General features: G+C 60.3%; 22 protein-coding genes and 2 rRNA genes (1 of these 24 only partly in view). 16 read left to right on the forward strand and 8 right to left on the reverse strand.

Annotated features, from left to right (window positions below):
- Positions 1–64: 64 nt before the first annotated feature.
- The 14 genes from N911_RS0105810 (at position 65) to dapA (ending at position 13,394) form a co-directional block, all read left to right on the forward strand.
- Complete coding sequence (locus tag N911_RS0105810; protein ID WP_029895253.1) at positions 65–1,384, forward strand: amidohydrolase; 1,320 nt, start codon at positions 65–67, stop codon at positions 1,382–1,384.
- Between the two features lie 95 nt (positions 1,385–1,479).
- Positions 1,480–1,815 (forward strand): PxxKW family cysteine-rich protein, encoded by a 336-nt coding sequence (locus tag N911_RS0105815; RefSeq protein WP_051693949.1) that lies wholly within the window; start codon positions 1,480–1,482, stop codon positions 1,813–1,815.
- A gap of 82 nt (positions 1,816–1,897) precedes the next feature.
- Positions 1,898–3,145 carry a M20 family metallo-hydrolase gene (locus N911_RS0105820; RefSeq protein WP_029895256.1) on the forward strand — a complete coding sequence of 416 codons (1,248 nt, stop codon included), beginning with the start codon at positions 1,898–1,900 and terminating at the stop codon, positions 3,143–3,145.
- Positions 3,142–5,022 carry a tRNA uridine-5-carboxymethylaminomethyl(34) synthesis enzyme MnmG gene (gene mnmG / locus N911_RS0105825; RefSeq protein ID WP_029895258.1) on the forward strand — a complete coding sequence of 627 codons (1,881 nt, stop codon included), beginning with the start codon at positions 3,142–3,144 and terminating at the stop codon, positions 5,020–5,022. The genes N911_RS0105820 and mnmG overlap by 4 nt, the downstream gene beginning before the upstream one ends.
- Positions 5,023–5,082: 60 nt before the next feature.
- Positions 5,083–5,712: a hypothetical protein gene (locus N911_RS18750; protein ID WP_029895260.1), complete on the forward strand. Its 630-nt coding sequence runs from the start codon at positions 5,083–5,085 to the stop codon at positions 5,710–5,712.
- A gap of 35 nt (positions 5,713–5,747) precedes the next feature.
- Positions 5,748–6,113, forward strand: coding sequence for a PilZ domain-containing protein (locus tag N911_RS19160; protein ID WP_425266027.1), 366 nt, complete (start codon positions 5,748–5,750; stop codon positions 6,111–6,113).
- 21 nt (positions 6,114–6,134) lie between these two features.
- On the forward strand, positions 6,135–6,968 hold the full coding sequence (locus tag N911_RS0105840; protein WP_029895262.1) for a hemolysin family protein: 834 nt from the start codon (positions 6,135–6,137) through the stop codon (positions 6,966–6,968).
- 4 nt (positions 6,969–6,972) lie between these two features.
- Positions 6,973–8,463, forward strand: coding sequence for an apolipoprotein N-acyltransferase (gene lnt / locus N911_RS0105845; RefSeq protein ID WP_035104404.1), 1,491 nt, complete (start codon positions 6,973–6,975; stop codon positions 8,461–8,463).
- Between the two features lie 20 nt (positions 8,464–8,483).
- Positions 8,484–9,591 (forward strand): peptide chain release factor 2 gene (prfB, locus tag N911_RS0105850; protein WP_202593857.1). Its coding sequence is split into 2 segments (ribosomal slippage): positions 8,484–8,558 and positions 8,560–9,591, totalling 1,107 coding nucleotides; the frame shifts between segments, so codons are not numbered across the junction.
- Positions 9,581–10,435: a GGDEF domain-containing protein gene (locus N911_RS0105855; RefSeq protein ID WP_029895268.1), complete on the forward strand. Its 855-nt coding sequence runs from the start codon at positions 9,581–9,583 to the stop codon at positions 10,433–10,435. Before prfB ends, N911_RS0105855 begins: the two co-directional genes overlap by 11 nt.
- A 7-nt stretch (positions 10,436–10,442) precedes the next feature.
- Positions 10,443–11,261 carry a MinD/ParA family protein gene (locus tag N911_RS0105860; protein WP_029895270.1) on the forward strand — a complete coding sequence of 273 codons (819 nt, stop codon included), beginning with the start codon at positions 10,443–10,445 and terminating at the stop codon, positions 11,259–11,261.
- Positions 11,262–11,314: 53 nt separating this feature from the next.
- On the forward strand, positions 11,315–11,644 hold the full coding sequence (locus N911_RS0105865; RefSeq protein WP_272913356.1) for an HU family DNA-binding protein: 330 nt from the start codon (positions 11,315–11,317) through the stop codon (positions 11,642–11,644).
- 152 nt (positions 11,645–11,796) lie between these two features.
- Positions 11,797–12,498, forward strand: a complete 702-nt coding sequence (locus tag N911_RS19165) for a UshA-like (seleno)protein family 2 (protein WP_425266028.1) — start codon at positions 11,797–11,799, stop codon at positions 12,496–12,498.
- A 17-nt stretch (positions 12,499–12,515) separates the two neighbouring features.
- Positions 12,516–13,394 carry a 4-hydroxy-tetrahydrodipicolinate synthase gene (dapA, locus tag N911_RS0105875; protein WP_029895275.1) on the forward strand — a complete coding sequence of 293 codons (879 nt, stop codon included), beginning with the start codon at positions 12,516–12,518 and terminating at the stop codon, positions 13,392–13,394.
- An 80-nt stretch (positions 13,395–13,474) separates the two neighbouring features.
- On the opposite strand, the gene N911_RS0105880 is transcribed toward dapA, so the two are convergent.
- From N911_RS0105880 to dinB, 3 genes are all read right to left on the reverse strand, one after another.
- Positions 13,475–14,398, reverse strand: coding sequence for a manganese-dependent inorganic pyrophosphatase (locus N911_RS0105880; RefSeq protein WP_029895277.1), 924 nt, complete (start codon positions 14,396–14,398; stop codon positions 13,475–13,477).
- A 106-nt stretch (positions 14,399–14,504) separates the two neighbouring features.
- The gene (locus N911_RS0105885) at positions 14,505–15,704 is read right to left on the reverse strand and encodes an aminopeptidase (protein WP_029895279.1); all 1,200 of its coding nucleotides are present in this window, start codon (positions 15,702–15,704) and stop codon (positions 14,505–14,507) included.
- A gap of 2 nt (positions 15,705–15,706) precedes the next feature.
- On the reverse strand, positions 15,707–16,885 hold the full coding sequence (gene dinB / locus N911_RS0105890) for a DNA polymerase IV (protein WP_272913348.1): 1,179 nt from the start codon (positions 16,883–16,885) through the stop codon (positions 15,707–15,709).
- A 154-nt stretch (positions 16,886–17,039) separates the two neighbouring features.
- On the opposite strand from dinB, the gene N911_RS0105895 reads away from it, so the two are divergent.
- Positions 17,040–18,335, forward strand: a complete 1,296-nt coding sequence (locus tag N911_RS0105895) for an IS5 family transposase (protein ID WP_237559856.1) — start codon at positions 17,040–17,042, stop codon at positions 18,333–18,335.
- 122 nt (positions 18,336–18,457) lie between these two features.
- Here the strand turns inward: N911_RS0105895 and N911_RS0105900 are convergent, their stop codons facing one another.
- Positions 18,458–18,898, reverse strand: a complete 441-nt coding sequence (locus tag N911_RS0105900; protein ID WP_029895285.1) for a hypothetical protein — start codon at positions 18,896–18,898, stop codon at positions 18,458–18,460.
- A 139-nt stretch (positions 18,899–19,037) separates the two neighbouring features.
- Here N911_RS0105900 and N911_RS17920 point away from each other — a divergent pair, with 139 nt between their 5' ends.
- Positions 19,038–20,120: a sensor histidine kinase gene (locus N911_RS17920; protein WP_081859062.1), complete on the forward strand. Its 1,083-nt coding sequence runs from the start codon at positions 19,038–19,040 to the stop codon at positions 20,118–20,120.
- 48 nt (positions 20,121–20,168) lie between these two features.
- Here the strand turns inward: N911_RS17920 and N911_RS0105910 are convergent, their stop codons facing one another.
- From N911_RS0105910 to N911_RS0105920, 4 genes are all read right to left on the reverse strand, one after another.
- The gene (locus N911_RS0105910) at positions 20,169–20,723 is read right to left on the reverse strand and encodes a hypothetical protein (protein WP_029895290.1); all 555 of its coding nucleotides are present in this window, start codon (positions 20,721–20,723) and stop codon (positions 20,169–20,171) included.
- 145 nt (positions 20,724–20,868) lie between these two features.
- Positions 20,869–21,081 (reverse strand): hypothetical protein, encoded by a 213-nt coding sequence (locus N911_RS18240; RefSeq protein WP_138774345.1) that lies wholly within the window; start codon positions 21,079–21,081, stop codon positions 20,869–20,871.
- Positions 21,082–21,214: 133 nt separating this feature from the next.
- Positions 21,215–21,329 (reverse strand): 5S ribosomal RNA (rrf, locus tag N911_RS0105915).
- A 51-nt stretch (positions 21,330–21,380) separates the two neighbouring features.
- A 23S ribosomal RNA gene (locus tag N911_RS0105920) occupies positions 21,381–24,195 on the reverse strand; it runs 122 nt beyond the window's last position.

Below are 24,195 nucleotides of genomic sequence, written 5' to 3' on the forward strand. Positions count from 1 at the left end.
AGCCCAACGCGCGCCACCCCAGCGGCTTTCCCGCGGTTGAAAAATCATCTACCCTGCCCCGGCCATGCAACCCTGCGATCTTCTCATAACCGCCCGCGCCCTCCTGCCCCAGGACGACGAACGCTCGCTCATCAACCAAGCTGCCGTTGCCGTGACCGACGGCCTAGTCGCCGGCATCGGGCGGATGGACGAAATGGAAGCCGCCTACGCTCCCGACAAGCGTCTCGACCTCGGGAGGGCCCTCCTTCTTCCCGGCCTGGTGAACGCCCACTGCCACGCGGCCATGAGTGTGTTTCGCGGCCTGGCGGACGACCTGCCCCTCATGGACTGGCTGCGGAACAACATCTGGCCCGTGGAGAAACGCCTAAGCAAGGAAATGGTTCACCTGGGCTCCCTGCTCTCCTGCGTGGAGATGCTGCGCCGGGGGATCACCTGCTTTTCGGACATGTACCTCCACGAACACCAAGTCACCCGCGCGGCCGACGAATCCGGCATCCGCTGCCTGGCCGCGGAGGGAGTCATCCAGACGCCCACCCTGACCTACGACTCGCCCGAGGAGGGCTACAGGCTCATCAGGGAACTCCACGCGCAATACGCCAGGCATCCCAGGGTGGGCACGGCCGTCATGGCCCACGCCGTCTACACCACCGGCCCGTCCATGCTGCAGGAGAGCTACAAGCTGGCCGAGGAGCTGGACACCCCGTGGATGATCCACGCCGCCGAATCAACTACCGAAACAGCCAGTTGCGTCGAGGCGCACGGCGACCGCCCCCTGCCCTATCTCGACTCCCTCGGGTTACTCACCCCGCGCGCCACCCTGTTCCACTGCGTGGACGTGACGGAGGGGGAAATCGAGTTGCTGGCGGATCGCGGCGTGGCCGTGGTTCACTGCCCCCAGTCCAACATGAAGCTGGGCAATGGCCTGGCCCCGGTGGAAGCCATGCGCCGGGCCGGAGTCCGGCTGGCACTGGGCACCGACGGAGCGGCCTCGAACAACGACCTGAACCTATTTTCCGAAATGGCCTCCGCGGCCCACGCCCAAAAAGCCCTGACCGGCGACCCGGCGTCCATGCCCGCCCAGGCGGTTCTGGATATGGCCACCCTGGGCGGAGCGGACGCCTTGGGCCTGCCCGGCCTGGGCAGACTGGAGGAGGGCGAATCCGCGGACCTCATCGCCCTGGACCTGGACAAGCCCAACCTCGTCCCCCTGCACAACCCGGCCTCCCAGGCGGTCTACGCAACCTCGGGAGCGGAAGTGCTCTTGACCATGGTCGAGGGCGAAGCGCTCTACCTGGACGGACACATGGACCGCGTCGACTTGGACGCCTTGCGGCGTGAGGTGGAGTCGGCGCGAAAATGGGTCCAACGTCAACTCGCCTCTTGACAGGCCGCCCACCATCCGTAATAGATATCCGTTTTTCGACGACAGCACAGAGACAACCGGGGCCGTACGGCCCGATTTTCCCTTGGGAGGACGCCATGGCCGCGAAAGCCAAGAACAACAAGAACGCTAAGAAAGAAGAAAAGGCCCGCAAAAAGAAGGTCGCTACCAACGCCCTGCAGGGTGCCGAGATGACCGAGCAGGGCCTGAGCTACAACGGCTTCATCCTGGAGCCCGCGGTGGAACAGTGCGAAGGCTGCGAGCGACTGGTGGCCCTGGAGGCCGGCAAATACTGCCCCAGCTACGCCCAGCCCGAGCGCAAATGGGCCCACGGGGTCTGCAACTTCGCCACCCACGTCCGGGCCGAGGTGTCCGGCGGCGAGGTCAAGGTCAACCCCCTCAAGGCCTCCAAGCGCGCCGCCCGCGGTCGCTAAGCCGACACGAAAATCCGGGCGGGTCAGCCATGGCCCGCCCTTTCTTTCCGCCCCAGAGGCGATCCGTCCGGAGCATCCCGCCATGTCCCAGACTTCCAGCGCCATTGACGCGTACCTCGCAGAGCAGGGCCAAGCCGTTATCGATTGGCAGCGCGAACTGGTTTCCCGCGTGGCCCTCGGGCCGGACAACGGCGGCAAGGGCGAGGCGGACAAGGTCGCCTTCATCAAGGACGAATTGGGCAAGCTCGGCATCGAGCCGCTGCGCGAAATGGCCTCCCCCGATTCCCGTGTGGATGGAGGGCGTCCCAACTTGGCGGCCCTGGTTCCCGGACGGGATTCCAACCGAACCCTGTGGATCATCGCCCATACCGACGTGGTACCCGCGGGCGACCCCGGACTCTGGTCCTCCGATCCCTATCAGTTGGCCGTGGACGGCGACACCATCACCGGGCGCGGTGTGGAGGACAACAACCAGGCCATCGTCACCGCCCTGCTCACCGCCAAGGCCCTGACTGAGCAAGAGTTGATTCCCGTCATGAACCTGGGACTCGTCTTCGCCGCCGATGAGGAAACCGGCAACCGGCACGGCCTGGACTTCGTAATGCGCGAGCACGCCGACCTCTTCGGCGACAACGACCTCTTTCTTGTGCCCGACTTCGGCCACCCCGAATCCAAACTCATCGAAGTGGCCGAAAAGAGCATGATGTGGCTCAAGGTGACGGTTACCGGCAAGCAGTGCCACGCCTCCACTCCCCAGGCTGGCCGCAACTCCCTTGTCGCCTGCGCGGACCTCATCATCAAGCTGCGCGGCCTCTCACAACGGTTCGACAGGCGGGACGACCTTTTTGATCCCCCAGTCTCCACCTTCGAGCCGACCAAGAAAGAGGCCAATGTGGAAAACGTCAACACCGTTCCCGGCCGCGACGTTTTCTACGTGGACTGCCGCGTTCTGGCCGAATACTCACTGAGCGATGTGCAGGAGGCCGTCCGGGAAATGGCCCGGGACGTGGCCCGCTCCCACGGGGTCGAGATCGCCGTGGATGCTGTGCATGAAGAACAGGCGGCCCCGGCCACGTCCGTTGACAGCGAGATCGTACACATGCTCCGGGACGCCGTACGCGAGGTGTACGGCGTCACCCCCAGCCCGGTGGGAATCGGCGGCGGCACCGTGGCCGCCTTCCTGCGCAAGAAGGGGTTCGAGGCGGCGGTCTGGTCCACCATCATGCACAACGCCCACCAGCCCAACGAACACGCCCTGATCAGCAACCACCTTCGTGACGCCAAGGTTGTGGCCAGGCTGCTGGCCCCCTCCCCTCGCACCTCGCGATGAAACCCGCCCCTCCCCACGTCTTCGACGCCCTTGTCGTCGGCGCGGGACACGCCGGCTGCGAAGCGGCCGCCGCTCTGGCCAGGCTAGGCCGGAACACCCTGCTGCTGACCATCAACGTGGACCGCTTGGGCCACCTCTCTTGCAACCCGGCCGTTGGCGGCTTGGCCAAGGGCCACATGGTGCGGGAGATCGATGCCCTGGGCGGCATGATGGGCCTGTGGACTGACCGGGCCGGCATCCAGTTTCGCACCCTCAACACCCGCAAGGGGCCGGCGGTCCGCTCCACCCGCGCCCAAGTGGACCGGGACGCCTACATGGCCTCGGTGCGGGCCGATCTCTTCGGGCTCGAACGTCTCTGGATACGGCAGGACACCGCCGAAGAACTCATTGTGCGGGACGGCCGAGTCACAGGGGTCCGCACGGCCCTCGGTGAGGAATTCACCGCACGCCACGTGCTGCTGACCACCGGAACCTTCCTGGGAGGGCTCATGCACGTGGGCTCCACCCGGCTTTCAGGTGGCCGCATGGGAGACCCCGCCTCCACCGGCCTCTCCGCCAGCCTGTCCGGGCTCGGATTCGAGTTGGGGCGGCTTAAGACCGGGACCACGCCCCGTTTGCTCAAGGACTCCATCGACTACACCAGCCTGGAAGAGCAACACGGTGATGATCCGCCGCCGCTGTTCAGCTTCCGCTCGGAAAGCGCTCATCTTCCCCAGGTTCCCTGCCACGTTACTTGGACCAATGCCGCCACCCACGAGGCCATCCGCTCCGGCTTCGACCGCTCTCCCCTTTTTTCCGGTGTAATCACCGGCGTGGGGGCGCGCTACTGCCCGTCCATCGAGGACAAGGTGGCCCGGTTCCCGGAGAAGGATCGGCACCAGATATTCCTTGAGCCGGAAGGCGTGAACAGCCCGGAAATCTATCCCAGCGGCATCCCAACGTCCTTGCCGCTGGACGTGCAAAAAGCCATGCTGGCCACCATCCCCGGGCTTGAACAGGTTCAGATTGTCCGCCCCGGCTACGCCATCGAGTACGACTTCCTGCCACCCACCCAGCTCCGCCCAACCCTGGAGACCAAGCGGCTTCACGGGCTGTGGTGCGCAGGGCAGATCAACGGCACCTCCGGCTACGAGGAAGCCGCGGTCCAGGGATTATGGGCGGCATTGAACATCCACGCCAGACTGGACGACGCGCCTCCGTTCCTGCTCCGCCGCGACCAGGCGTACATGGCGGTCCTGGTGGATGATTTGGTGACAAAGGGAACCAACGAACCCTACCGCATGTTCACCTCGCGCGCGGAGCACCGGTTGCTACTCCGCGAGGGCAACGCCGACCTGCGCCTGACACCCATCGGACGCGAATATGGCCTGGTGGACGACAGCCATTGGTGGCTCTTCCAGGACAAAAAGGCAGCGGTGGACGGTTTGCTGGCCTCGCTTGGGCAGGTCGAAATCCGCCCGGACGCCGCCACCCGGGATGTCCTTGCCGAGTTGGGGCTGACCCCGCCCCACGCCAAGGCCAGCCTGGCCGACCTGCTGCGCCAGCCCGAAGCCCGCATCCACCCCCTGCTTGAAGCCTTTCACCCCGAGGCCGCCGAAACCAGAGAAGACGCCTTGCGCGAAGCCGAAACACAGGCAAAGTACGCGGGCTATCTCCACAGACAGGCGGAACTGGTGGAACGCTCCGGCTCACTTGAAAAAGCCTGTATTCCAGAAGACCTGGACTATGCCCAGGTGGCCGGACTGACGCACGAGGCGAAAGAGAAGCTGGAAACGGTTCGACCGTTGACTCTGGCACAGGCGTCCCGCATTTCCGGCATCACACCGGCGGCTGTCTCCTGTTTGGAAATTCATCTCAAGAAACGCGGCCTGCTCTAGTCTTTGCAAGCTTCGTCAAAGCGATTATTCTCTTAGAAAATACTGGCCTCGGCAGCCGCAATGGACCGGGAATACCTGCGCACCTTTCAGGAGACCTTCCACATAATCCGCCTCACCCCCGAGGCGGGAACGGTATTGCTCGCCGCTTTGCTGCTCGCTGTGGCCGCCCTCGTGGCCGGCATCTGGTTCAACCGCAGGCTCCAGAGCCGCCTGAAGGACATTCCAGCCAATTGGATCGTTTCCCCCGCCCGCATCCGCGACATCCTGCAAACAGCCATCGACCAGCGAGCCAAGGTGGAGATGCTTCTGGACGGAGCGGCCACTCGCACCCGCTTTCTTACCTCCCAGGCGGTGGAACTTTCCGATGAAAGTCTGCGGCTGGAGTTGTCCGGCGCCGTGACGCTTTCCAGCGACTGGAAGGACCGTGCCGTGGAGGCCTTTCTGCGCGTGCGGGAGCGGGGCGAGAAACAGCTGCGATTTTACGGCTTCACGTCCAGGCTGGCGGGTATGCGCGTGGACAGTCAGGGCTTCGGCCTGGTGGACGTGTATCTCCCACAGCGCCTGGAGATCCGCCAAAAGCGCATGCACCTGCGTATCGAGCCCCCTCGCGGCTGGTCCGGGGGCTCGCGGTCTGGCCCGAAGACAGCATCCCCGCCGAATCCCCGGGGGATTGGGGCGAGCCCGCCCTGAGACATCAACCCCGCGAGGATTCCGGTGTCCGGCTCATCAACCTCTCCGCGGGCGGCCTTCGCTTCGAAGCGCCCCCAGACTCCCAAGAGCATGGCGAAACCGCCGAACTCAAGATCGGCGACCGCTTTTATCTCCGCCTGGACCTGGAAAGCCCGGCGGACAACGAATCGATCCGCTACTTCCTCTACGGCCGGGTACGCAACGCGTACGAGGACTTCGCTTCACGGCGCAAAGAGGTGGGGCTGCGTTTTCTTTCACAGGCCCGGCGCCCTTCGGACAATCCGGATAGCCTGGCATGGAGCCCGATTGACGACGAAGCGGGCGTGGAGAGCATTGACAACTGGGTTTTCAAGCGGCATCTGGAAATGCACCGGGAGAGGGGCTCCTCGCCCGATTCGTAACCGCAACAAAGGAGTTTCCTTTTGGAAGACGGCAGTCCCAGTTCCTCGGACGGGGGGTTCTGGTCCACTCTGGCCAACCTCTTTAAAAACCGCAACGGCCACTCCCTTGAAGACACCATCCGAGAATCCCTCCGCGAGGGGGAAATCAAGGTGGACGACGTGGCCATGCTGCTCGGTGTGCTACGCCTGCAGAATACCCAGGTGCAGGACATCATGGTGCCTCGTCCGGACATCATATTCGCGGACGAGGCCAATGGCGTGGAGGGCGTGGCCCAGCTCATCATCGAATCCGGCCATTCCCGCATACCGGTCTACAGCGGGGACAAGGACAACATCGTTGGCATCATCCACGCCAAGGACCTCCTGCGGGCGCTGGTCGGCGACTCCCGCCCCTCGCTCGGCGAACTCATGCGCCAACCACTTTTCATCCCCGAGACCAAAAACGTCCGCGACATGCTTCAAGACTTCCGGCGTCGGCGAATGCACCAGGCGATCGCCCTGGACGAGTATGGTGGAACCTCCGGACTGGTCACGCTGGAGGACGTGCTGGAAGAGATCGTGGGGGAGATCGAGGACGAGCACGACATCGGGCAGCCCCTGGAAATTCAGGAACTGCCCGACGGCACCTTCCTGGTGGCTGGACGCCTCGAACTCGACGAGCTCAACGAGCGCTTCAACACCAACATCGACTCCGGCCAAGTGGAAACCATTGGCGGATATCTGTGCGAACTGACGGGCCGGGTTCCCAGACAGGGGGAATTCTTTACCCTCGAGGGGCATCGCTTCACCGTCAAGGAAGCCAACAAAAAAAACATCCGCTGGATTCACGTCCAATCCGCCGCCCAAAGCGACTGATCACGTGCTTTTCTGGGCAGTTCTCGCCGTCATCGGAGCCTGGTCCGGCTTCGCCAACCTCTGGCTGCACATCCCCGCACTAGGGCTGCTGCTACCTGTGGGCTTGGCGGGAGCAGCCCTGCGCTCGCCCTCTCCCCGCAAGGCGGCCAAATGCTGCTTCTGGACGGCCACCGCCGCCTACCTCGGCTCTCTCTACTGGATAGCCTTGCCGGTCCACGACTACGGCGGGCTCAACTGGCTCCTGGCCGCTCCCTGTCCGGTCCTGGTGGCCATGTACCTGTCCCTCTACGCCGCCGTGTTCGGCTGGGTGGTCCACCGGTTCGGAAGCGGAGGCTCGGCTTGGCGCGCCGGACTTCTCATCGGCGGAGCGTGGGCTTGCCTGGAGGCGTTGCGCGGCGTCGCTCTGACCGGCTTTCCCTGGCTGACCACGTCCTCCGGCCTCGCGCCCTGGCCTTGGGCCATCCAGGCCGCGGCCTGGATCGGCGGGCTTGGCCTGGGGCTGGTGTTGACCACAGCGGCCGCCTGGCTGCTCTTCCCCGGTCGCGGGACCGCATCGGTCCGCTTGGCGGGCGCCGTGGTTCTGGCGGCTGTCGCCCTCTTCGGCGCGGATAGACTGCAAGACCCTCTAACGCCCTCGGCCCGGGCCGAAGTGGCCCTCGTCCAAGGCAACATAGACCAGGGGCGCAAGTGGGACGACAAGTTCATTCAAGGTACAGTGGATCGCTACATCTCCCTGAGTGAAGAAGTCCTGCGCGGCGGAGCGGAGGCGGTGATCTGGCCGGAAACCGCCCTCCCCTTCTATTACCAGGAGCAGAGCCCCCTGCGTCGTCGCGTCCGGTCCTTCGCCCGCGGGGAAGGGATTGCGCTGCTTACAGGCGCGCCAGCCTACCGCATGGAAAGCTCCGGGGAATACACGCTGTTCAACCGCGCATACCTCGTCAACGGCCGGAATGTATTCGAGTCCGCTTACGACAAGGTGCATCTTCTGCCCTTTGGCGAATACGTCCCCTTCGGCGACTACCTTCCCATAGACAAACTTGTGCAGGGCGTGGGCGACTTCGCTCCGGGACAGCGCGACGACCCGCTGGTATCCGGCGATCTTGCGATGGGCGTGCTGATCTGCTATGAAGCAATCTTTCCCGATCTGGCCCAGGAGCGGGTGGCCAAAGGAGCAAACCTCCTGGTCAACATCAGCAACGACGCTTGGTTCGGGGAGTCCAGCGCGCCCCTGCAGCATCTCCACCTCTCGCTGCTCAGGGCCGTTGAGCAGGGACGGGCCATGGTCCGTTGCACGAATACCGGCATTTCGGCTTTCATCGACCCCAGGGGGCGCATTCTCGAATCCACAGGGCTCTTCACAGCCACGGCCATAAGCCGGGAGATGCCTTTGCTGCGCCGCACTACCTTCTACCACCGCCACCACGAAGCCTTCGTGTGGGGAGTCTTTTTGCTGACCGCCGCCGCAGCCTTGCCGGGCTTGCTTCGGCGAAGCTGAGAAACATTCCAGGAACAGCCATGCTGCAACTCGCTGAACTCAAGACGGAAGCCCTGCCACTTCTGGAACAGTACGACTCCCTCTGGGGGCGGCTTTGACCTGCCCAGCCTCAAGGACCGCCTCAAGAAAATAGAAGAAGAACTTTCCAAACCAGGGGCCTGGGACAACCCGGACAAGATGACCCCCCTGCTGCAGGAAAAGAGCCGCCTGGAATCCAAGGTGGAACGCATGGAGGCCCTGCGTCAGGCCAAGGAGGACGCCGAGGCCTGGCTGGAACTCGCCCAGGAGGACGACAGCAGCGAGGCCTTGCAGGCTCTGGACGACCAGCTCAAGAATCTGGGCAGGCTTCTGCGGGAGCTGGAGATGGGCCTCTTGCTTTCCGAGCCGGAGGACAAGGCCTCGGCCATTCTGGAAATCCACCCCGGGGCCGGCGGCACAGAAGCCCAGGACTGGGCGGCCATGTTGCTGCGCATGTACCGGCGGTGGGCGGAGCGCAACGAATACGGGTTTAAGGAACTTGACTACCTTGACGGGGACGAGGCGGGGGTAAAGAGTGTTACCGTGCAGGTCGAAGGCGAGCACGCCTACGGCTTCCTGAAGGGAGAAAAAGGTATCCATCGCCTCATCCGCATCTCCCCCTTCGACACGTCCGGACGTCGGCATACCTCTTTCGCCTCGGTGGACGTGCTGCCTGACGCGGGACAGGAAATCGAGATTGACATCCGCGAGGAGGACGTCCGGGTGGATACCTACCGCTCCAGCGGCCCGGGCGGCCAGCACGTCAACAAGACCTCCTCCGCGGTCAGGCTGACCCACATCCCCACGGGGGTGGTGGCTCAGTGCCAAAGCGAGAAATCGCAATTGCGCAACCGCGACGCGGCCTACAAGATTCTCAAAGCCAGGCTCTACGACGCCGAGGTCAAAAAACGCGAGGAGGAGCGCCAGGCGGCCTACGAAAACAAGGAGGCCATAGCCTGGGGCAGCCAGATCCGCACCTATACCCTGCAGCCCTACCGACTGGCCAAGGACCACCGGACGAACACCGAGGTAGGCGACGTGGATGCGGTGCTGGATGGTCAACTGGATGATTTCATCCGCAGCTACCTGTTGCAATTCCATGCAGGATGACACCGTGAACGGAAACAACCGGCAGGAGTTGGCCCAGGAGCTGGAGCGCCTTCGGTCGAGTCTGAAGGAGCGAGGACCTGACAGCCGGTGCGACGATCCCCGGGACACCCTGGCCATCATGCGGCTTTGCCCCGGCTTGCCCGAAGGTGAATGGTCCGAACTGGTGGAGAGCCACAACCTGTCGGAATGGATGGCCGTGCCGCTGGACGGCGAACTCTATCCCCACCTGTTGGACCTGCAGAACCGCCTGGATGACTTGGTTCACCTGGCCGAACACGACGCGCTCACCGGATTGGCCAACCGTCGCTTCTTCGAGCGGGTGCTGGATGTCGAGGTTGAGCGGGCCCATCGCAACCGTGGCGCCCTGACCCTCGTCGTCCTTGACATCGACGACTTCAAGCGGATCAACGACACACACGGACACCCCTGTGGCGACAAGGTGTTGCGGCGTTTCGCCGACCTGCTGAAACAGGGTACCCGGCGCTATGACCTGGCCGCTCGCATCGGTGGCGAGGAGTTCGCTTTGGTGCTTTCCGGCGTGGGACAGCTTCGCAGCCAGGCCATGCTGGCGAGGCTCATGGATGACATCCGCGAGATTCGGGTTGCGTGCGACGGTCAACGGATTCCAGTGACCTGCTCCGTGGGCATCGTCAGCTACAAGGGAAGGGTTTCCCTGGAAACGGAAAAACTGATTGAAATGGCCGACAAGGCCCTCTACGAGGCCAAGGCCGCTGGCAAGGACAGGGTGGTGACGGCCCCAATTCCCGACATGGCCGAATCCGTTATCGACAAGACCCTTGTCCATTCCAACGAAAAGAAATTTCTCTTCTCCGGAATCAAGTAGGACGACCATGGAGAACACGAACAACACTCTCAGCGTGTCTGTCATGAGCGGCAAGGGCGGCGTGGGCAAGACCAACATCGCCCTCAGCCTCGGATACGCCATGCGTTCCAGGGGGCATCCCCTGCTGCTCATGGACTGCGACCTCGGCTTGGCCAACCTCGACGTTCTCCTGGGCATCTCACCGGAACGCAACCTCCAGGACCTGATCAAGCCCGACATTTTCCCCAAGGAGGTCGTGGTGGCCCTGGAGCAGGGAGGGTTCGACTTCCTTCCGGCCGCTTCGGGCGTTCCGGAACTGGTGGAGATGGACGAGGACATGCAGGACATTCTCTTCCGGAAACTCGTCCGCCTCATTGGCGACTACCGCTATCTTCTCATGGACCTTGGCGCGGGCATCAATCGCACGGTGCTTTCCTTCGCCACCATGACCCAGATGCGGGTGGTTATCGTCACGCCCGAACCAACCTCGCTCACCGACAGCTACGCTCTTATGAAGGTTCTGCACCAACAGCACGGTATCGACGATTTTCTGATCGTCGTGAACCAGGCCAGCCAAAGCGAAGGCAAACAGACTTTTGAACGGCTGCACGCCGCCTGCCAGCGCTTCCTGGAAATCAACATCCGCCACCTGGGAACGGTCCGCAGCGATCCGGCCGTGCTGGAGGCCGTCCGGCGTCAACAGCCTCTGATGCGCTACGCCCCCGGTTCCGACGCGGCCAAGGACTTGACGGCCATCGCCACCAGGCTGGAGCGATTCCGGCAAGACAATCTCGACCTCATCGGTCAGACTCCCATTCTGCGTTCCTTTCCGGCTCTTGCGGAATGATTCTTGACGTTGGAACCGCTTTTTGGGCAGTTTGATCAGGAACGTTCGTGACTTTGGCGACCGATAGGCGGCCGCCCTGTGTCCTTACCACAACGCGAGGGTGGACAATGAACAAGAGCGAGTTGATCAAGACCCTGGCCGAGGAAAAAGAGATCCACGTCGATGACGCCGCGATGATCGTCAATGGCTTCATCGATTCCATCAAGGACTCCCTCGTCCAGGGCGACAGGGTGGAAATTCGCGGTTTCGGCAGCTTCAAGATCAAGGACTACAAGGGCTACACCGGACGCAACCCCAAGACCGGCGAGCTGGTGGAGGTTCAACCCAAGAAACTTCCCTTCTTCCGCCCCGGGAAGGAGCTGAAAGAATTCCTCAATAGGTAGGCATGCCGCAACGAGTCGCCTTTCTCCTGATCCTGGCCCTGTGTCTGGTGGCCGGGCCGAAACCCGCTTCGGCCTCACCGGAACTGACCCTTCTGCTGACTGGCGACTCGCACGGGGAATACAGGCCTTGCCCGTCCTGACGGCAGAGCACCATCGGCGGGCTGGCCCGGAGGGCCACCCTCTTTTCCAAGGCGCGGAAGCGCGCCGGGGACAGGTTGCTCGCTTTCGGCGGCGCGTGGGAGTTCGCTCCACCTCGGCACGATCCGCCCCATACCAACCGGGCAAACGCTCTGACGCAAGCGTATGCCGCCCTGGATTACGATGCCGGGCTGCTCGCTCCCGAGGAAATCGACTACCTTCACCGGGGCGGGGTGGAGCCTCCGGCTCCTTTCATCGCGCCGGACGGCCCTGTGGGACTGACATTCTCCACACCTGGAGGTCTTGTCGGACTCGTCCTCACCCCGCATACGGAGCATCCGGAAACGATCTTTGATGACGTTCTGAGGGAAGCCGGGAGGCTTTCCAATGAGGTGGACTTGGTCGTGGTGGCGACACCCTGGGGCGTGGACGCGGAGCAGGAACTGCTCAAGACTTCCGACGGCCAATTCCATATCCTTTGGGGCACCGGTCCCGGTCCTGGCGTGGCCGGCAAGCTCGCTCGGGAGAACACGGTGCTATGGACTCGTCCCTACGATGAGGGCAAGGCCGTGCAAAGGATCGAGGTTCTGGCCTGGCCCCATGGTGAGGGGTTCCGCTGGAGCGAGGACACAATCCGCTCCACCGTCGTCCCCCTTAAGGATGACGTGGAGGCTGATCCGGAAATGGACGCGCTGCTGGAACGCGCGCGGGAATAAGAGCAAAGGAGCGAGCCATGCAGTTCAAGGGCGCCTTCACGGCACTGGTTACACCGTTTCGTGACGGCGAAGTCGACGAAACGGCCTACCGCGACCTCATCGAGTGGCAGATCGAGCAGGGCATCCATGGACTTGTGCCCTGCGGCACTACCGGCGAATCCGCCACGCTGTCTCATGAGGAGCACAAACGAGTCATCTCCATCTGCGTGGACCAGACCAAGAAACGCGTTCCCGTTCTGGCCGGCGCGGGCTCCAACAACACCCGCGAGGCGGTGGAACTGACCCGCTACGCCAAGGAAGCCGGAGCGGACGGCGCGCTGCTTATCACACCCTACTACAACAAGCCCACCCAGCGGGGGCTTGTGGCTCATTTCAAAACCATCGCCCAGGAAGTGGACCTGCCTTTTATCGTCTACAACGTGCCTGGGCGCACAGGCGTGAATTGCCTGCCGGAAACCCAGGCCGAGCTGTTCTCGACCATCCAGCAGGTCAAGGGGGTCAAGGAGGCCACAGCCGACCTCGTCCAGGTTTCCCGCATCATCGAGTTGTGCGGCCCCGAATTCGCCTTCCTCTCGGGAGATGACTTCACCGTGCTACCCTCCTTGTCCGTTGGCGGCCACGGCGTCATTTCCGTAGTCACAAACATAGCTCCCTCCCTCATGGCCTCCATGTGCGAGGCTTACGCCGCGGGGGAGACAAACCGGGCCAAGGACCTGCACTACCAATTGGCGCCACTGTGCCGGGCCATGTTCGCCGAAACCAACCCGATTCCGGCCAAAACCGCGCTGGGAATGATGGGCAAGATCAAAACCGAACTGCGTCTGCCACTCTACCCAATGGAAGAGAAGAACGAGGCCCTGGTGCGCGACGCCCTGGAACTGGCCGGCCTGCTGTAACGGCCAGCCGGTCACAGAACGAAAAAGGCCCGCCCGGGATTCCCGAGCGGGCCTTTTGTTTGTTTTAAGCGCGGGAAGGTTTAGGCGAAAGCCTTCTCGAAGGGGGGCACGACCTGCTTCTTGCGGGACAGCACACCGTCCAGCCAGACGCTGCGGCCATCCAGGCCCTTGCCGAAGGCCTTCTCGACCACGGAAGCGTCGTCGGTGATGGCCAGCATCTCGGAGCCTTCCTTCATGATGTCGGTCAGCAGCAGGAAGATGGAGTGGTGGCCGCCAGCTTCCTTGGCCTTCTTCATTTCTTCGTAGAGGCCGTCCTTGCGGCCTTCCAGCATGGACAGGTCCACGACCTCGAGCTGGCCGATGCCGACCTTCTTGCCGCCCATGTCGAAGTCCTTGTAGTCGCGCTTGAGCAGTTCCAGGTCGGTGGCTTCGTCCACGGCGCTCTTGACCTTAAACATCTCCACGCCCAGCTCTTGATAATCGGAGATGCCGGAGATCTTAACCAGGTCCTCGACGGCCTGCTTGTCAAAATCGGTGCAGGTGGGGGACTTGAACATCACGGTGTCGGACAGGATGGCGCAGAGCATGGCGCCGGCGATGTCCTTGGGAATTTCGATCTTGGCGAAATCGTACATGTTCTTGATGACGGTGGCGGAGCAGCCCACGGGCCAGACCCACATCTCCAGCGGCTCGGGGGTGGTGATGTCGCCCAGCTTGTGGTGGTCGATGATGCACTTGATCTCGCCCTTCTCCAGGTTGTCCATGCTCTGGGACTTGTCGGAGTGGTCCACCAGGCAGAGTTCCTTGCCGGTGGCGTCGGCGTCCACCTCGGGGGTGGCCAGGCCGAACTTCTCCAGCACGAACTTGCTCTCGGGGTTGATCTCGCTCTGGGTCACGGGCTTGGCGTCGGCGCCCTTGAACTTCTTGTACAGGTCGGCGGCGGCGATGGCCGACACGACGGTGTCGGTATCCGGGCTCTTGTGGCCAACACAGATCAAAGCCATGAGGTCCTCCTAAGGTGTTGATTTTTCTAATCAGTCGAACGCGAATGTGATAATTATCACATAAGTCCACCGCTGCCAAGACCCGGTGGGCGCATGGTAACGAGGCCTACAATGTAAAACAGCCGTTCTCGTAGATGACCTTGCTGCCGCCCCCGGCAAGGTGTGCTGTGACGATCTTTGCCTCGGTGTTAACAAGGTCCCAGTGGAGGGCGGAGGAGTTGAACCCCAGTGCCTTCTTCAGATCACTGTTGAGTATGGCGGGCTCTCCGTCAAAGGTGTCCGGGTAGGCCATACCCAGAGCGATGTGGCAATTACCCTGTTCGCCGCCAAAGTTCTCGTCGAAGAGCGTGTGGGCCATGAACCGCTTGATGCGAGAGAACCGCGCGTCAGTCAGGGAGAACTCGCCCAGACGCTTGGCGCCGGGGTCCATGGATGTCTGGCGGATGGCGAATGCTTCCCCACGCTCAGCGGAGAGGCCGACAAGATTGCCCCGCTTGAACTCCAGCCGCACGCCCTGCACGATGTTCCCCTGACGAAAGGACGGCTGGTCCGCGAAATACACGCCCCGGGTGGTTCGGCAGTCCGGCGAGGTATAGATTTCAAAGCTAGGGACGTTATGGCCCGTCAACCCCAGCCAGCGGCGATTGTCGCCTACCCCCATCTCCAGGTCACATCGTTCGGATTCCACACGCAAGGTGGATATACCCATGCCGTCAAGCCAAGCACGGATCTCGGCGGTTTGCTTGTGAATAAGCGCCCAATCCTTCTCGGGCTGGCCGAGATTCAGCAGGCAGGCCGCAGCCACTTCCGCTGCGTATTCCTCCACCGGCATCCCCGCCTGCGCGGCCAGCGCCTCGGTCGGGTGGATTCCCAGGGTCCAGCCGAAAGCGCCCGCCTGTTCACGCCTGTCGAGGAGGTCGCGCAAAGGCTTGCGGGAAAGCTGCCTCAAGCTGAGGTCATCCGGATCCACATCCGCCAGGTGGGTCAAGGACTCGGGCGCAAGCAAATGGATGGCCCCGCCAATACCGCGAAGCATTTCCTCTTCGCCGGGGGGAATGAACCTGATTTGGTTGAAGCGGCCTTCACTGTAGAGAGCGCGCTCCATGCGTGGCGTGGGCAGAATGCGCAGAAAGGGGTTAAGACCGGCTTGCAGCAGCTTTGTGTGAAGGACTTCGGCAAGACCATGCGCTTGACGGTCGAAATTAACCAGAACCGACTCGCTGGAAGTGAGCGCTTTTCCCCGCGATGTGCGGAGCGCCCAAAGCAGAACGTCGGCGTATTTCTCGAGTTGATCCGGTGTAAACAGACTCATGACCTGTCCTTGAAGCCGAACACCCTCCCCCGTTGCACAGCTCCCGCACCGAACCGTTCCTGGATGGCGTCCAGAGTGCGGTCCAGTCGCGCGGACCCCTTGTCCTCGCAGGATTCATCCAGCAAGCCGAGTTGGACCGAACCGAAGCCGAATCCGGAGACAGAGATACCAATGAGACGCACCGGACGCTCTGGGCCAAGTCGTTCCAGCAATTCGCTGGCGGTGCGGAAGATGTTTTCCGTGTCATCCACCGCCATGTGCAAGGAATGACTGCGGGTAAGGGAAGTGAAGTCGGCGTATTTGAGTTTCAATGTAATTGTTCTGCCTTTGAGCCCCTTGCGGCGGAGCATCCGCCCCACCCGCTCGGCCTGCAAGTACAACCAACTGGTCAGGATTTCATAATCCCGCGTGTCCTTCTGAAACGTGTTTTCCGCGCCGCAGGACTTGGGATCGCTGTGGGGCACCACTTCATCGCTACCCCTCCCGTGGCCCCGCTCCCAAAGAAAAACGCCTCCCTTTTCACCGAAACGGCGGAGCCAGAAATCACGGCTGAAACGCTGGATTTCCGCGGCGTAACTGACCTGATATACCTCCAGGGCTCGCACCATCCTCTTGCCCACCCCCGGGATATCTCCCACAGGCAGGGTTTTGAGAAAATCCTGCACCGCGTCTTTTTCAAGGATGAATACCCCGTCGGGTTTGTCCTTGTCAGAACAAATCTTGGCCAGAAACTTGTTAGGCGCCATACCAACCGACGCAGTCAGCCCTGTTGCCTCTCGAATGGCGCGTTTGACAGCCAGCGCAACTTGCATGGGAGGCCCAACCAAGCGGTCCATGCCGGTCACGTCCACATAGGCCTCGTCAACCGAGGTTTGCTCCATGAGAGGAGAGAAGCTCCGCACCGCGTCCATGACCTGTCGGGAAACCTCGCTGTAGCGGCCATGTGTACCAGGCAAAAAAACGCCCTGCGGACACAAGCGCCTGGCCTGTACCACCGGCATGGCGGATCGCACACCGAAAACGCGGGCTTCATATGAAGCCGCGGAAACCACGCCCCGATCGTTGTTGCCAATGATGACGGGCTTTCCTTTTAGTTCGGGATTGTCCACCTGCTCCACCGAAGCGAAGAAAGCGTCCATGTCAAGGTGCATGATCAAACGTGAGGGACTGGCCACGTGAATCTCCAACCATGTACTTAGTCGGCCCTGAAAAACATCTATGACACTGAAAAGAATTAACAAAGTGTAGCATTCAATGTATCATTCTCGACCAGGAACTGTAGTGATTCTGCAAGAAACCGGTCGCGCCGTCACCGGTTCGGGAGTGATGATGAAGGCCAAGCCAGCCAAAAGCGATCAGGGCAATTTCCTCTACGAGGACCTCATCGATCAGCTCAATCCCAAGGACCCGCTGCTCAAGCTTGCAGCGAACATCCCCTGGGAAAGGTTCGAGCAGGAGTTTTCTAGCCTCTATAGTGAGTATGGTCGTCCAGCAAAGCCCATCAGACTCATGGTCGGGCTCATGATCCTCAAGCAGCTTGAAAATCTGAGCGACGAGCGTGTCATTGAGGCTTGGGTCCGGAACCCCTACTATCAGGCCTTCTGCGGTGAGACGCATTTCCGGTGGAGGCTTCCTTGTGACCCCACGGACTTGGTTTATTTCCGCAAACGCATCGGCGAGGGTGGGGCGCGTTTGATCTTCGAGGTCTCGGTGGGTCTGCACGGCGACGACGCCATGGAGCGGGAGATCGCCGTGGACACCACGGTCCAGGAGAAGAACATCACCTTCCCCACTGACGTGAAGCTTCTGACCAAGGTCATCAAGCGATGCAGGGCCATCGCCGAGTTCGAAGGAATCAGCTTGCGCCGCAGTTTCCGCCGTGAATTGCCAGGCCTCCTGCGCCAGCGATTCAAGAGTCGCAAGATCATCAAACGCATTCGGACCATGGCTGGCGTCCTGATCCGCGAACTTGAGCGCAAACTGCCCAGGGATTCGTTGGCCAGGCACAGGGAAGCTATGCAGCTCTTCCGCCGGGTCCATGACCAGAAACGTACCGACAAGAACAAGATCTACAGCCTGCACGAACCGGACGTGCTTTGCATCGGCAAGGGCAAAGAGCACAAAAAGTACGAGTTCGGACGCAAGGCCTCCATCGCCTGGACCAAGACCACCGGTGTGATCGTAGGAGCCATGTCCTTCAAGGAGAACGTTTTCGACGGTCACACCCTGCCGGATGTTCTGGAGCAAGTTTCGCAAATCACGGAATCCTGCCCCGAGGCGGCCATCTGTGACCGGGGTTACAGGGGGCGCAAAAAAGTCGGTGACACGAGCATTCTGATTCCGGGCCGGCCGAAGAAAAGCGACACGCCCTACCAGAGACGAAAGGCCAGGCAACGTTTTCGCAGACGCGCTGGCATCGAGCCGGTGATCGGACATCTCAAACACGACTTCCGCATGGCCAAAAACTTCCTGAAAGGGGCCCTCGGTGATGCGATCAACCTGCTGATGGCCGCAGCCGCGTTCAACTTCAAGAAGTGGATGCGGGGACTGAAGCACTTTTTGTCTCTTTTCGCCCCTTGGCTCTGCTTCGGAACCTGGAGTCGGGGCAGACTAAAGTACGCCTGATTCAATCTGAAAGGCCTTTTTCAGGACCGACTACTTAACCATCCTGGGGTTCCCAGTCCATGATCAAAAAAGGCCTTCCGCCGGAACGGAAGGCCTTTGTGAATGCGGAAGAAACGCTTCGCCTACTCGAGGTCGGCCTGAACCTGCTGCATAAGTTGCATGGCCTCGTTCAGTCTTGCCGCCTGGGTTTCATTCAACCCTTCACCGATCTGGCCGAGGCGAGCGTTCATCTCGTTCAGGGCGTCAACGACCATGGCCTGACGCATTTGCTGCGGCATGTTGTCCACGCGCTGCTCCAGCCCTTCAACAGAGCCGGAGAGCTGCCCGACCTCCTGCTCAAGCCCGCTCAGGGCTTCCACTTCGCTGGTGAGGCCTCGGATGTTCTGGTTCAGACCGAAAAAGAACACGACCAGAAGCAGGACCGCCAGAATGGAAATGAAGATGGAGACCTTGGCCATGTCACGGCTGGTACGACCGGCAACCTCGTTGGCGAGGTTGGCCTCGCCGTCCGGATTCTCGTCCTTGTAGTCGGTAATGGAATGAACCTTGTCGGAACCGCTCATGATAACCTCCCTAATTTGCGAATAATCTCATGATGTCGAATGGAAATAGTACACTACCCCAACGGGAGCATTCCCGCAAGGTAAGCCCATGTTGACAACATTCGGGTAAAAGCCCCAGATAAAGAAGTTGGCGTGACATATGCCGGAATATTCACACGATAAATACTCGCTTCGCGACCGCCTCATCGGGCTTGGCGAACGCTCCGTCCGTAAAAGCTATTACCCGGAACTGCAGCATCGTCTTGGTGAACTTGAGCGTTTTCGAGCAATTATGGATCAAGTCGGCGAAGCGATTTTTGTTTTTGATCCAGAAAACCTGACCATTTCAGAGGCCAACCTTACAGCTTCAAGCCTCAGCGGTCTTCCACCCGATGATTTGCTTGGCATGCGGCTCGACGAAATCCTCCCAGAAGAAGACGCATCCGTACTGTCAGCCCTTCCCAATAACGGCGAAGAAGCGGCCATACTGGAAACCACGTTCCCGCACGGAGATACCGGACGGACATTCGAATTGAACGCGAGAATGGTCGGTTTCGGGGATCAACGCCTTTGTGTAGCAGTGGTTCGGGACATAACTTCCCGGAAAGTGGCTGAGTTGCGGCTACAGAATTCCCTGCGAGAAAAGGAGGTGATGTTGCGGGAGATTCACCATCGGGTGAAGAATAATCTGCAGATCATATCCTCCCTCTTCAATTTGCAGATCATGCACGGAGGACGCGGAACCGAGGATATTTTTCGTACCGCACAGGGGAGGATTCAGTCCATGGCGCTGGTTCATGAGCGCCTCTACCAGACCGAAAACCTCAGTGCAGTTCCTTTCGACGATTACATGCGCCGCATAAGCGAGGACTTGGTATCCACTTATTCGGCTCAAGAGCGGGTGTTATTGCGGATTGATAGCGAGCACATCTATCTGCCGTTGGACACAGCCATACCACTGGGGTTGATCGTCAATGAAATAATAACCAACAGCCTGAAACACGCATTTGGCGATGATCTGGCGGGAACAATAACGATTTCATTTCAAAAGGTTTCCGGTGAATGCCGTCTGCTTATATGTGATACTGGAGAAGGATTCACCGACAAAGCGCATTCCGCCGAGGAAAGGCTTGGGCTGAAACTCATCTCCACACTCGCCGGACAAATACGGGGCAGTGTGGAATTTCCCCCCACAGACCAAGGCGCCTGCCTGCTTGTACGCTTCCCCTATCCTGATAAGTAGAGAGGCCGGCGTTGCCGCCGGCCTCCCACGGCGGTGTAGAATCGCTCGCTATGTAAAGCTGCGAGTGAACAACTCCTCAATGGCCTTTCGCCCATTGTCCTCCAGAAACCTGGTTCCTGTACCGGTGAAATGATGGTGGCTGATAACGGGCTTTTCGACCATTTCCCAGGTGTCCTTGATCCAGTGAAACCAGGAATCTCGCTGCTGATCGAAGCAAAACAAGGGCTTATTGCACAGTTTGGCGAATTCGGCCGCCCAGCCGGTTCCGCCCTTGACCGTCTTGTCCTCTTGCACGCTACCCACGACAAAAATCTCGTTTCCGCTTGATACCATCCAGCAGATGGACTGGAGCACTTTGCGGAAAAGCGGAGCGCGGGAATAATTCCGGTTCATCAGCTTGGAAACGTAGGTCATGCTGACGTCTTTGAGGTTCAGCTCCTCCTGCGTCAGAAAGCGCTGTCCCCGCTGCCGTTCCATTTGATGCCCCTCGAAGGTGTAATTTACTTCCTCCAGGCCCTGCCGCTCGGCCATGCGGCCGAACAGTTCCTCAGCACCACGGGCGCCGCCGCTGTAAAGTATGCATTCTTTGGGATCGAGTGGCATCACGGGCTCCTTGGCGAGGTTGAAGAATGAAGGATGCCCCTACCACAAGAGGAGGTTCGGAGCAATATACGGTAATCGCGGCCTTAAACGCAATGAGAGCCATGTACCCGAGATCTAGCGGCCGGAGTTCTCCACTCCACTCAATCTATCCGGAAGAAGTGCCCTTCGCATCTCTCGCCAACAGCATCAATTTTGCAACAAATTCGGGACTGAGGCTTTCCCGCGAAAGTGTCATTTTGGGACGCCCTCGCTCCAAAAACAGTTGTGCGTCACGTAGTTTACGAACGAATTCGGGAGATTCAGCCAACACTTGCTTGGCGGCTTCGACGACTCCTTGCGAAAAACCGGAATGTTGCATGCGGTATGTTTCTCCTAGAACACGGAGAAGTGCAGATGGCATGCCGGATTTAAAGGCTATACAACTGTACGAAGAAGCCAACAACAAAAAGCCCCCGGTTCTTTTTTGAGAACCGGGGGCTTTTGGAAATGAGCCCTGGCGGCGACCTACTTTCCCACGGATTAGTCCGCAGTATCATCGGCGATGCGGGTCTTAACTGCCGAGTTCGGAATGGGATCGGGTGTGACCCCCGCTCTGTGGCCACCAGGACAAATGCCTTCAAGTATATGAATGGCAACGAGGAGCGCGTTGTAAGTATGGGGAGTAAGCCGCACGATCGATTAGTACCGGTCAGCTCCACGTGTCGCCACGCTTCCACCTCCGGCCTATCCACCTGGTGGTCTACCAGGGATCTTCAGGGAGCCGAAGCTCCAGGGAGAACTTATCTTGAGGCAGGCTTCCCGCTTAGATGCCTTCAGCGGTTATCCTTTCCGAACGTAGCTACCCAGCCGTGCCGCTGGCGCGACAACTGGAACACTAGAGGTTCGTCCACCCCGGTCCTCTCGTACTAGGGGCAGCCCCTCGCAGTTCTCCTGCGCCCACAGAGGATAGGGACCAAACTGTCTCACGACGTTTTAAACCCAGCTCGCGTACCACTTTAAACGGCGAACAGCCGTACCCTTGGGACCTGCTCCAGCCCCAGGATGTGATGAGCCGACATCGAGGTGCCAAACCGCGCCGTCGATGTGAACTCTTGGGCGCGATCAGCCTGTTATCCCCGGCGTACCTTTTATCCTATGAGCGATGGCCCTTCCATGCGGGACCACCGGATCACTAAAGCCGACTTTCGTCCCTGCTCGAGATGTCTCTCTCACAGTCAAGCCCCCTTCTGCTTTTGCACTCGACGGCTGGTTTCCAATCAGCCTGAGGGGACCTTTGCGAGCCTCCGTTACTGTTTGGGAGGCGACCGCCCCAGTCAAACTACCCACCAGACGCTGTCCCCGCGCCGGATGACGGCTACGGGTTAGGGCCCTAGACTGGCAAGGGTGGTATTTCAAGGATGGCTCCACGCATACTGGCGTACACGATTCAAAGCCTCCCACCTATCCTACACATGCCAGCCCAGAACACAACGTCAAGCTGTAGTAAAGGTGCACAGGGTCTTTCCGTCCTTCTGCGGGTAGACGGCATTTTCACCGCCACTTCAATTTCACCGAGTCTCTGGTCGAGACAGCGCGGAGATCGTTGCGCCATTCGTGCAGGTCAGAACTTACCTGACAAGGAATTTCGCTACCTTAGGACCGTTATAGTTACGGCCGCCGTTTACCGGGCTTCGGTTTAGGGCTTCACCTTGCGGCTAACCCCACCCCTTAACCTTCCGGCACCGGGCAGGCGTCAGTCCCTATACGTCGTCTTGCGACTTCGCAGAGACCTGTGTTTTTAGTAAACAGTCGCCCCCGCCATTTCTCTGCGGCTCCTCGTGGCTTGAGAAGAGAATTCGCCACCACAAGAAGCACCCCTTCTCGCGAACTTACGGGGTCATTTTGCCGAGTTCCTTGACCAGAGTTTCCTCGAACGCCTTGGGTTGCTCACCCCGCCCACCTGTGTCGGTTTACGGTACGGTCAGCACATACCTGAAGCTTAGAGACTTTTCTCGGCAGTCTGGGCTCAACCACTTCCGTCCTTGCGGACTCGGCATCGCGTCTCACCGTCGACCTGGCGGATTTGCCTACCAGATCTGGCTACTCGCTTGCACCGGGATGTCCAACACCCGGATGGCCTACCCTCCTGCGTCATCCCATCGCAGTATGCGCTGGTACAGGAATATTAACCTGTTTCCCATCGGCTACGCCTTTCGGCCTCGCCTTAGGGGCCGACTCACCCTGGGCAGATTAACTTTACCCAGGAACCCTCGGGCTCACGGCGAATGGGTTTCTCACCCATTTTATCGTTACTCATGCCAGCATAATCACTTCTCACAAGTCCAGGACGGCTCACGCCTTTCCCTTCATCCCGTGTGAGAACGCTCCCCTACCGCCGATCTATGATCGGCCCGCGGCTTCGGTACCATGCTTAGCTCCGTTACATTTTCAGCGCAGGACCACTAGACCAGTGAGCTATTACGCTTTCTTTAAAGGATGGCTGCTTCTAAGCCAACCTCCTGGCTGTCTCAGTAGTCCCACCTCTTTTCCCACTGAGCATGGATTTGGGAACCTTAGCCGGCGGTCTGGGCTGTTTCCCTCTCGACTACGGACCTTCGCACCCGCAGTCTGACTCCCGGACATCGGTTAAACGGCATTCGGAGTTTGATAGGGTTTGGTAAGCTGGTGGGCCCCCTAGCCCTGTCAGTGCTCTACCTCCGTCAACCTAATCCGAGGCTATACCTCAATATATTTCGGGGAGAACCAGCTATTACCGGGTTTGATTGGCCTTTCACCCCTATCCACAGGTCATCCGAAGAATTTTCAACTTCTACCGGTTCGGCCCTCCACTCGGTTTTACCCGAGCTTCAGCCTGCCCATGGATAGATCACCCGGCTTCGGGTCTACTCCGCGCTACTGAACGCCCTGTTCAGACTCGCTTTCGCTACGGCTCCGTCGAAACTTAACCTCGCAGCACAGAGTAACTCACTGGCCCATTATGCAAAAGGCACGCTGTCGCGGAACTATGTCCGCTCCAACCGCTTGTAGACAACTGGTTTCAGGTTCTCTTTCACTCCCCTAACAGGGGTCCTTTTCACCTTTCCCTCACGGTACTTGTGCACTATCGGTCGCTGATGAGTATTTAGCCTTGGAGGATGGTCCCCCCAGATTCAGACGGGGTTTCACGTGCCCCGCCCTACTCGGGTACCGTCTGCGCCGGGTTCGACTTCGCGTACGAGGCTTTCACTCGCTATGGCCAGGCTTCCCAGCCTGTTCCGCTATCTACTTCCGGATCACGTGATGACGGCCCCACAACCCCGGCGCCTCGAAAGACACCGGTTTGGGCTAGTCCCCGTTCGCTCGCCGCTACTAAGGGAATCTCGGTTGATTTCTCTTCCTCCGGGTACTGAGATGTTTCACTTCCCCGGGTTGGCTTCCCAAGGCCTATGCATTCAGCCAAGGGATGACGGGACATGACTCCCGACGGGTCTCC

The sequence above is a fragment of the Desulfohalovibrio reitneri genome (assembly GCF_000711295.1).
Classification (GTDB): Bacteria; Desulfobacterota; Desulfovibrionia; order Desulfovibrionales; family Desulfovibrionaceae; genus Desulfohalovibrio; species Desulfohalovibrio reitneri.

Bases quoted from the DNA above. Each gene is read 5' to 3' on its own strand.
- N911_RS0105810 (WP_029895253.1), top strand. From the start codon at position 65: ATGCAACCCTGCGATCTTCTCATAACCGCCCGCGCCCTCCTGCCCCAG.
- N911_RS0105815 (WP_051693949.1), top strand. From the start codon at position 1,480: ATGGCCGCGAAAGCCAAGAACAACAAGAACGCTAAGAAAGAAGAAAAG.
- N911_RS0105820 (WP_029895256.1), top strand. From the start codon at position 1,898: ATGTCCCAGACTTCCAGCGCCATTGACGCGTACCTCGCAGAGCAGGGC.
- mnmG (WP_029895258.1), top strand. From the start codon at position 3,142: ATGAAACCCGCCCCTCCCCACGTCTTCGACGCCCTTGTCGTCGGCGCG.
- N911_RS18750 (WP_029895260.1), top strand. From the start codon at position 5,083: ATGGACCGGGAATACCTGCGCACCTTTCAGGAGACCTTCCACATAATC.
- N911_RS0105855 (WP_029895268.1), top strand. From the start codon at position 9,581: ATGCAGGATGACACCGTGAACGGAAACAACCGGCAGGAGTTGGCCCAG.
- N911_RS0105860 (WP_029895270.1), top strand. From the start codon at position 10,443: ATGGAGAACACGAACAACACTCTCAGCGTGTCTGTCATGAGCGGCAAG.
- dapA (WP_029895275.1), top strand. From the start codon at position 12,516: ATGCAGTTCAAGGGCGCCTTCACGGCACTGGTTACACCGTTTCGTGAC.
- N911_RS0105880 (WP_029895277.1), bottom strand. From the start codon at position 14,398: ATGGCTTTGATCTGTGTTGGCCACAAGAGCCCGGATACCGACACCGTC.
- N911_RS0105895 (WP_237559856.1), top strand. From the start codon at position 17,040: ATGAAGGCCAAGCCAGCCAAAAGCGATCAGGGCAATTTCCTCTACGAG.
- N911_RS0105900 (WP_029895285.1), bottom strand. From the start codon at position 18,898: ATGAGCGGTTCCGACAAGGTTCATTCCATTACCGACTACAAGGACGAG.
- N911_RS17920 (WP_081859062.1), top strand. From the start codon at position 19,038: ATGCCGGAATATTCACACGATAAATACTCGCTTCGCGACCGCCTCATC.
- N911_RS0105910 (WP_029895290.1), bottom strand. From the start codon at position 20,723: ATGCCACTCGATCCCAAAGAATGCATACTTTACAGCGGCGGCGCCCGT.
- N911_RS18240 (WP_138774345.1), bottom strand. From the start codon at position 21,081: ATGCAACATTCCGGTTTTTCGCAAGGAGTCGTCGAAGCCGCCAAGCAA.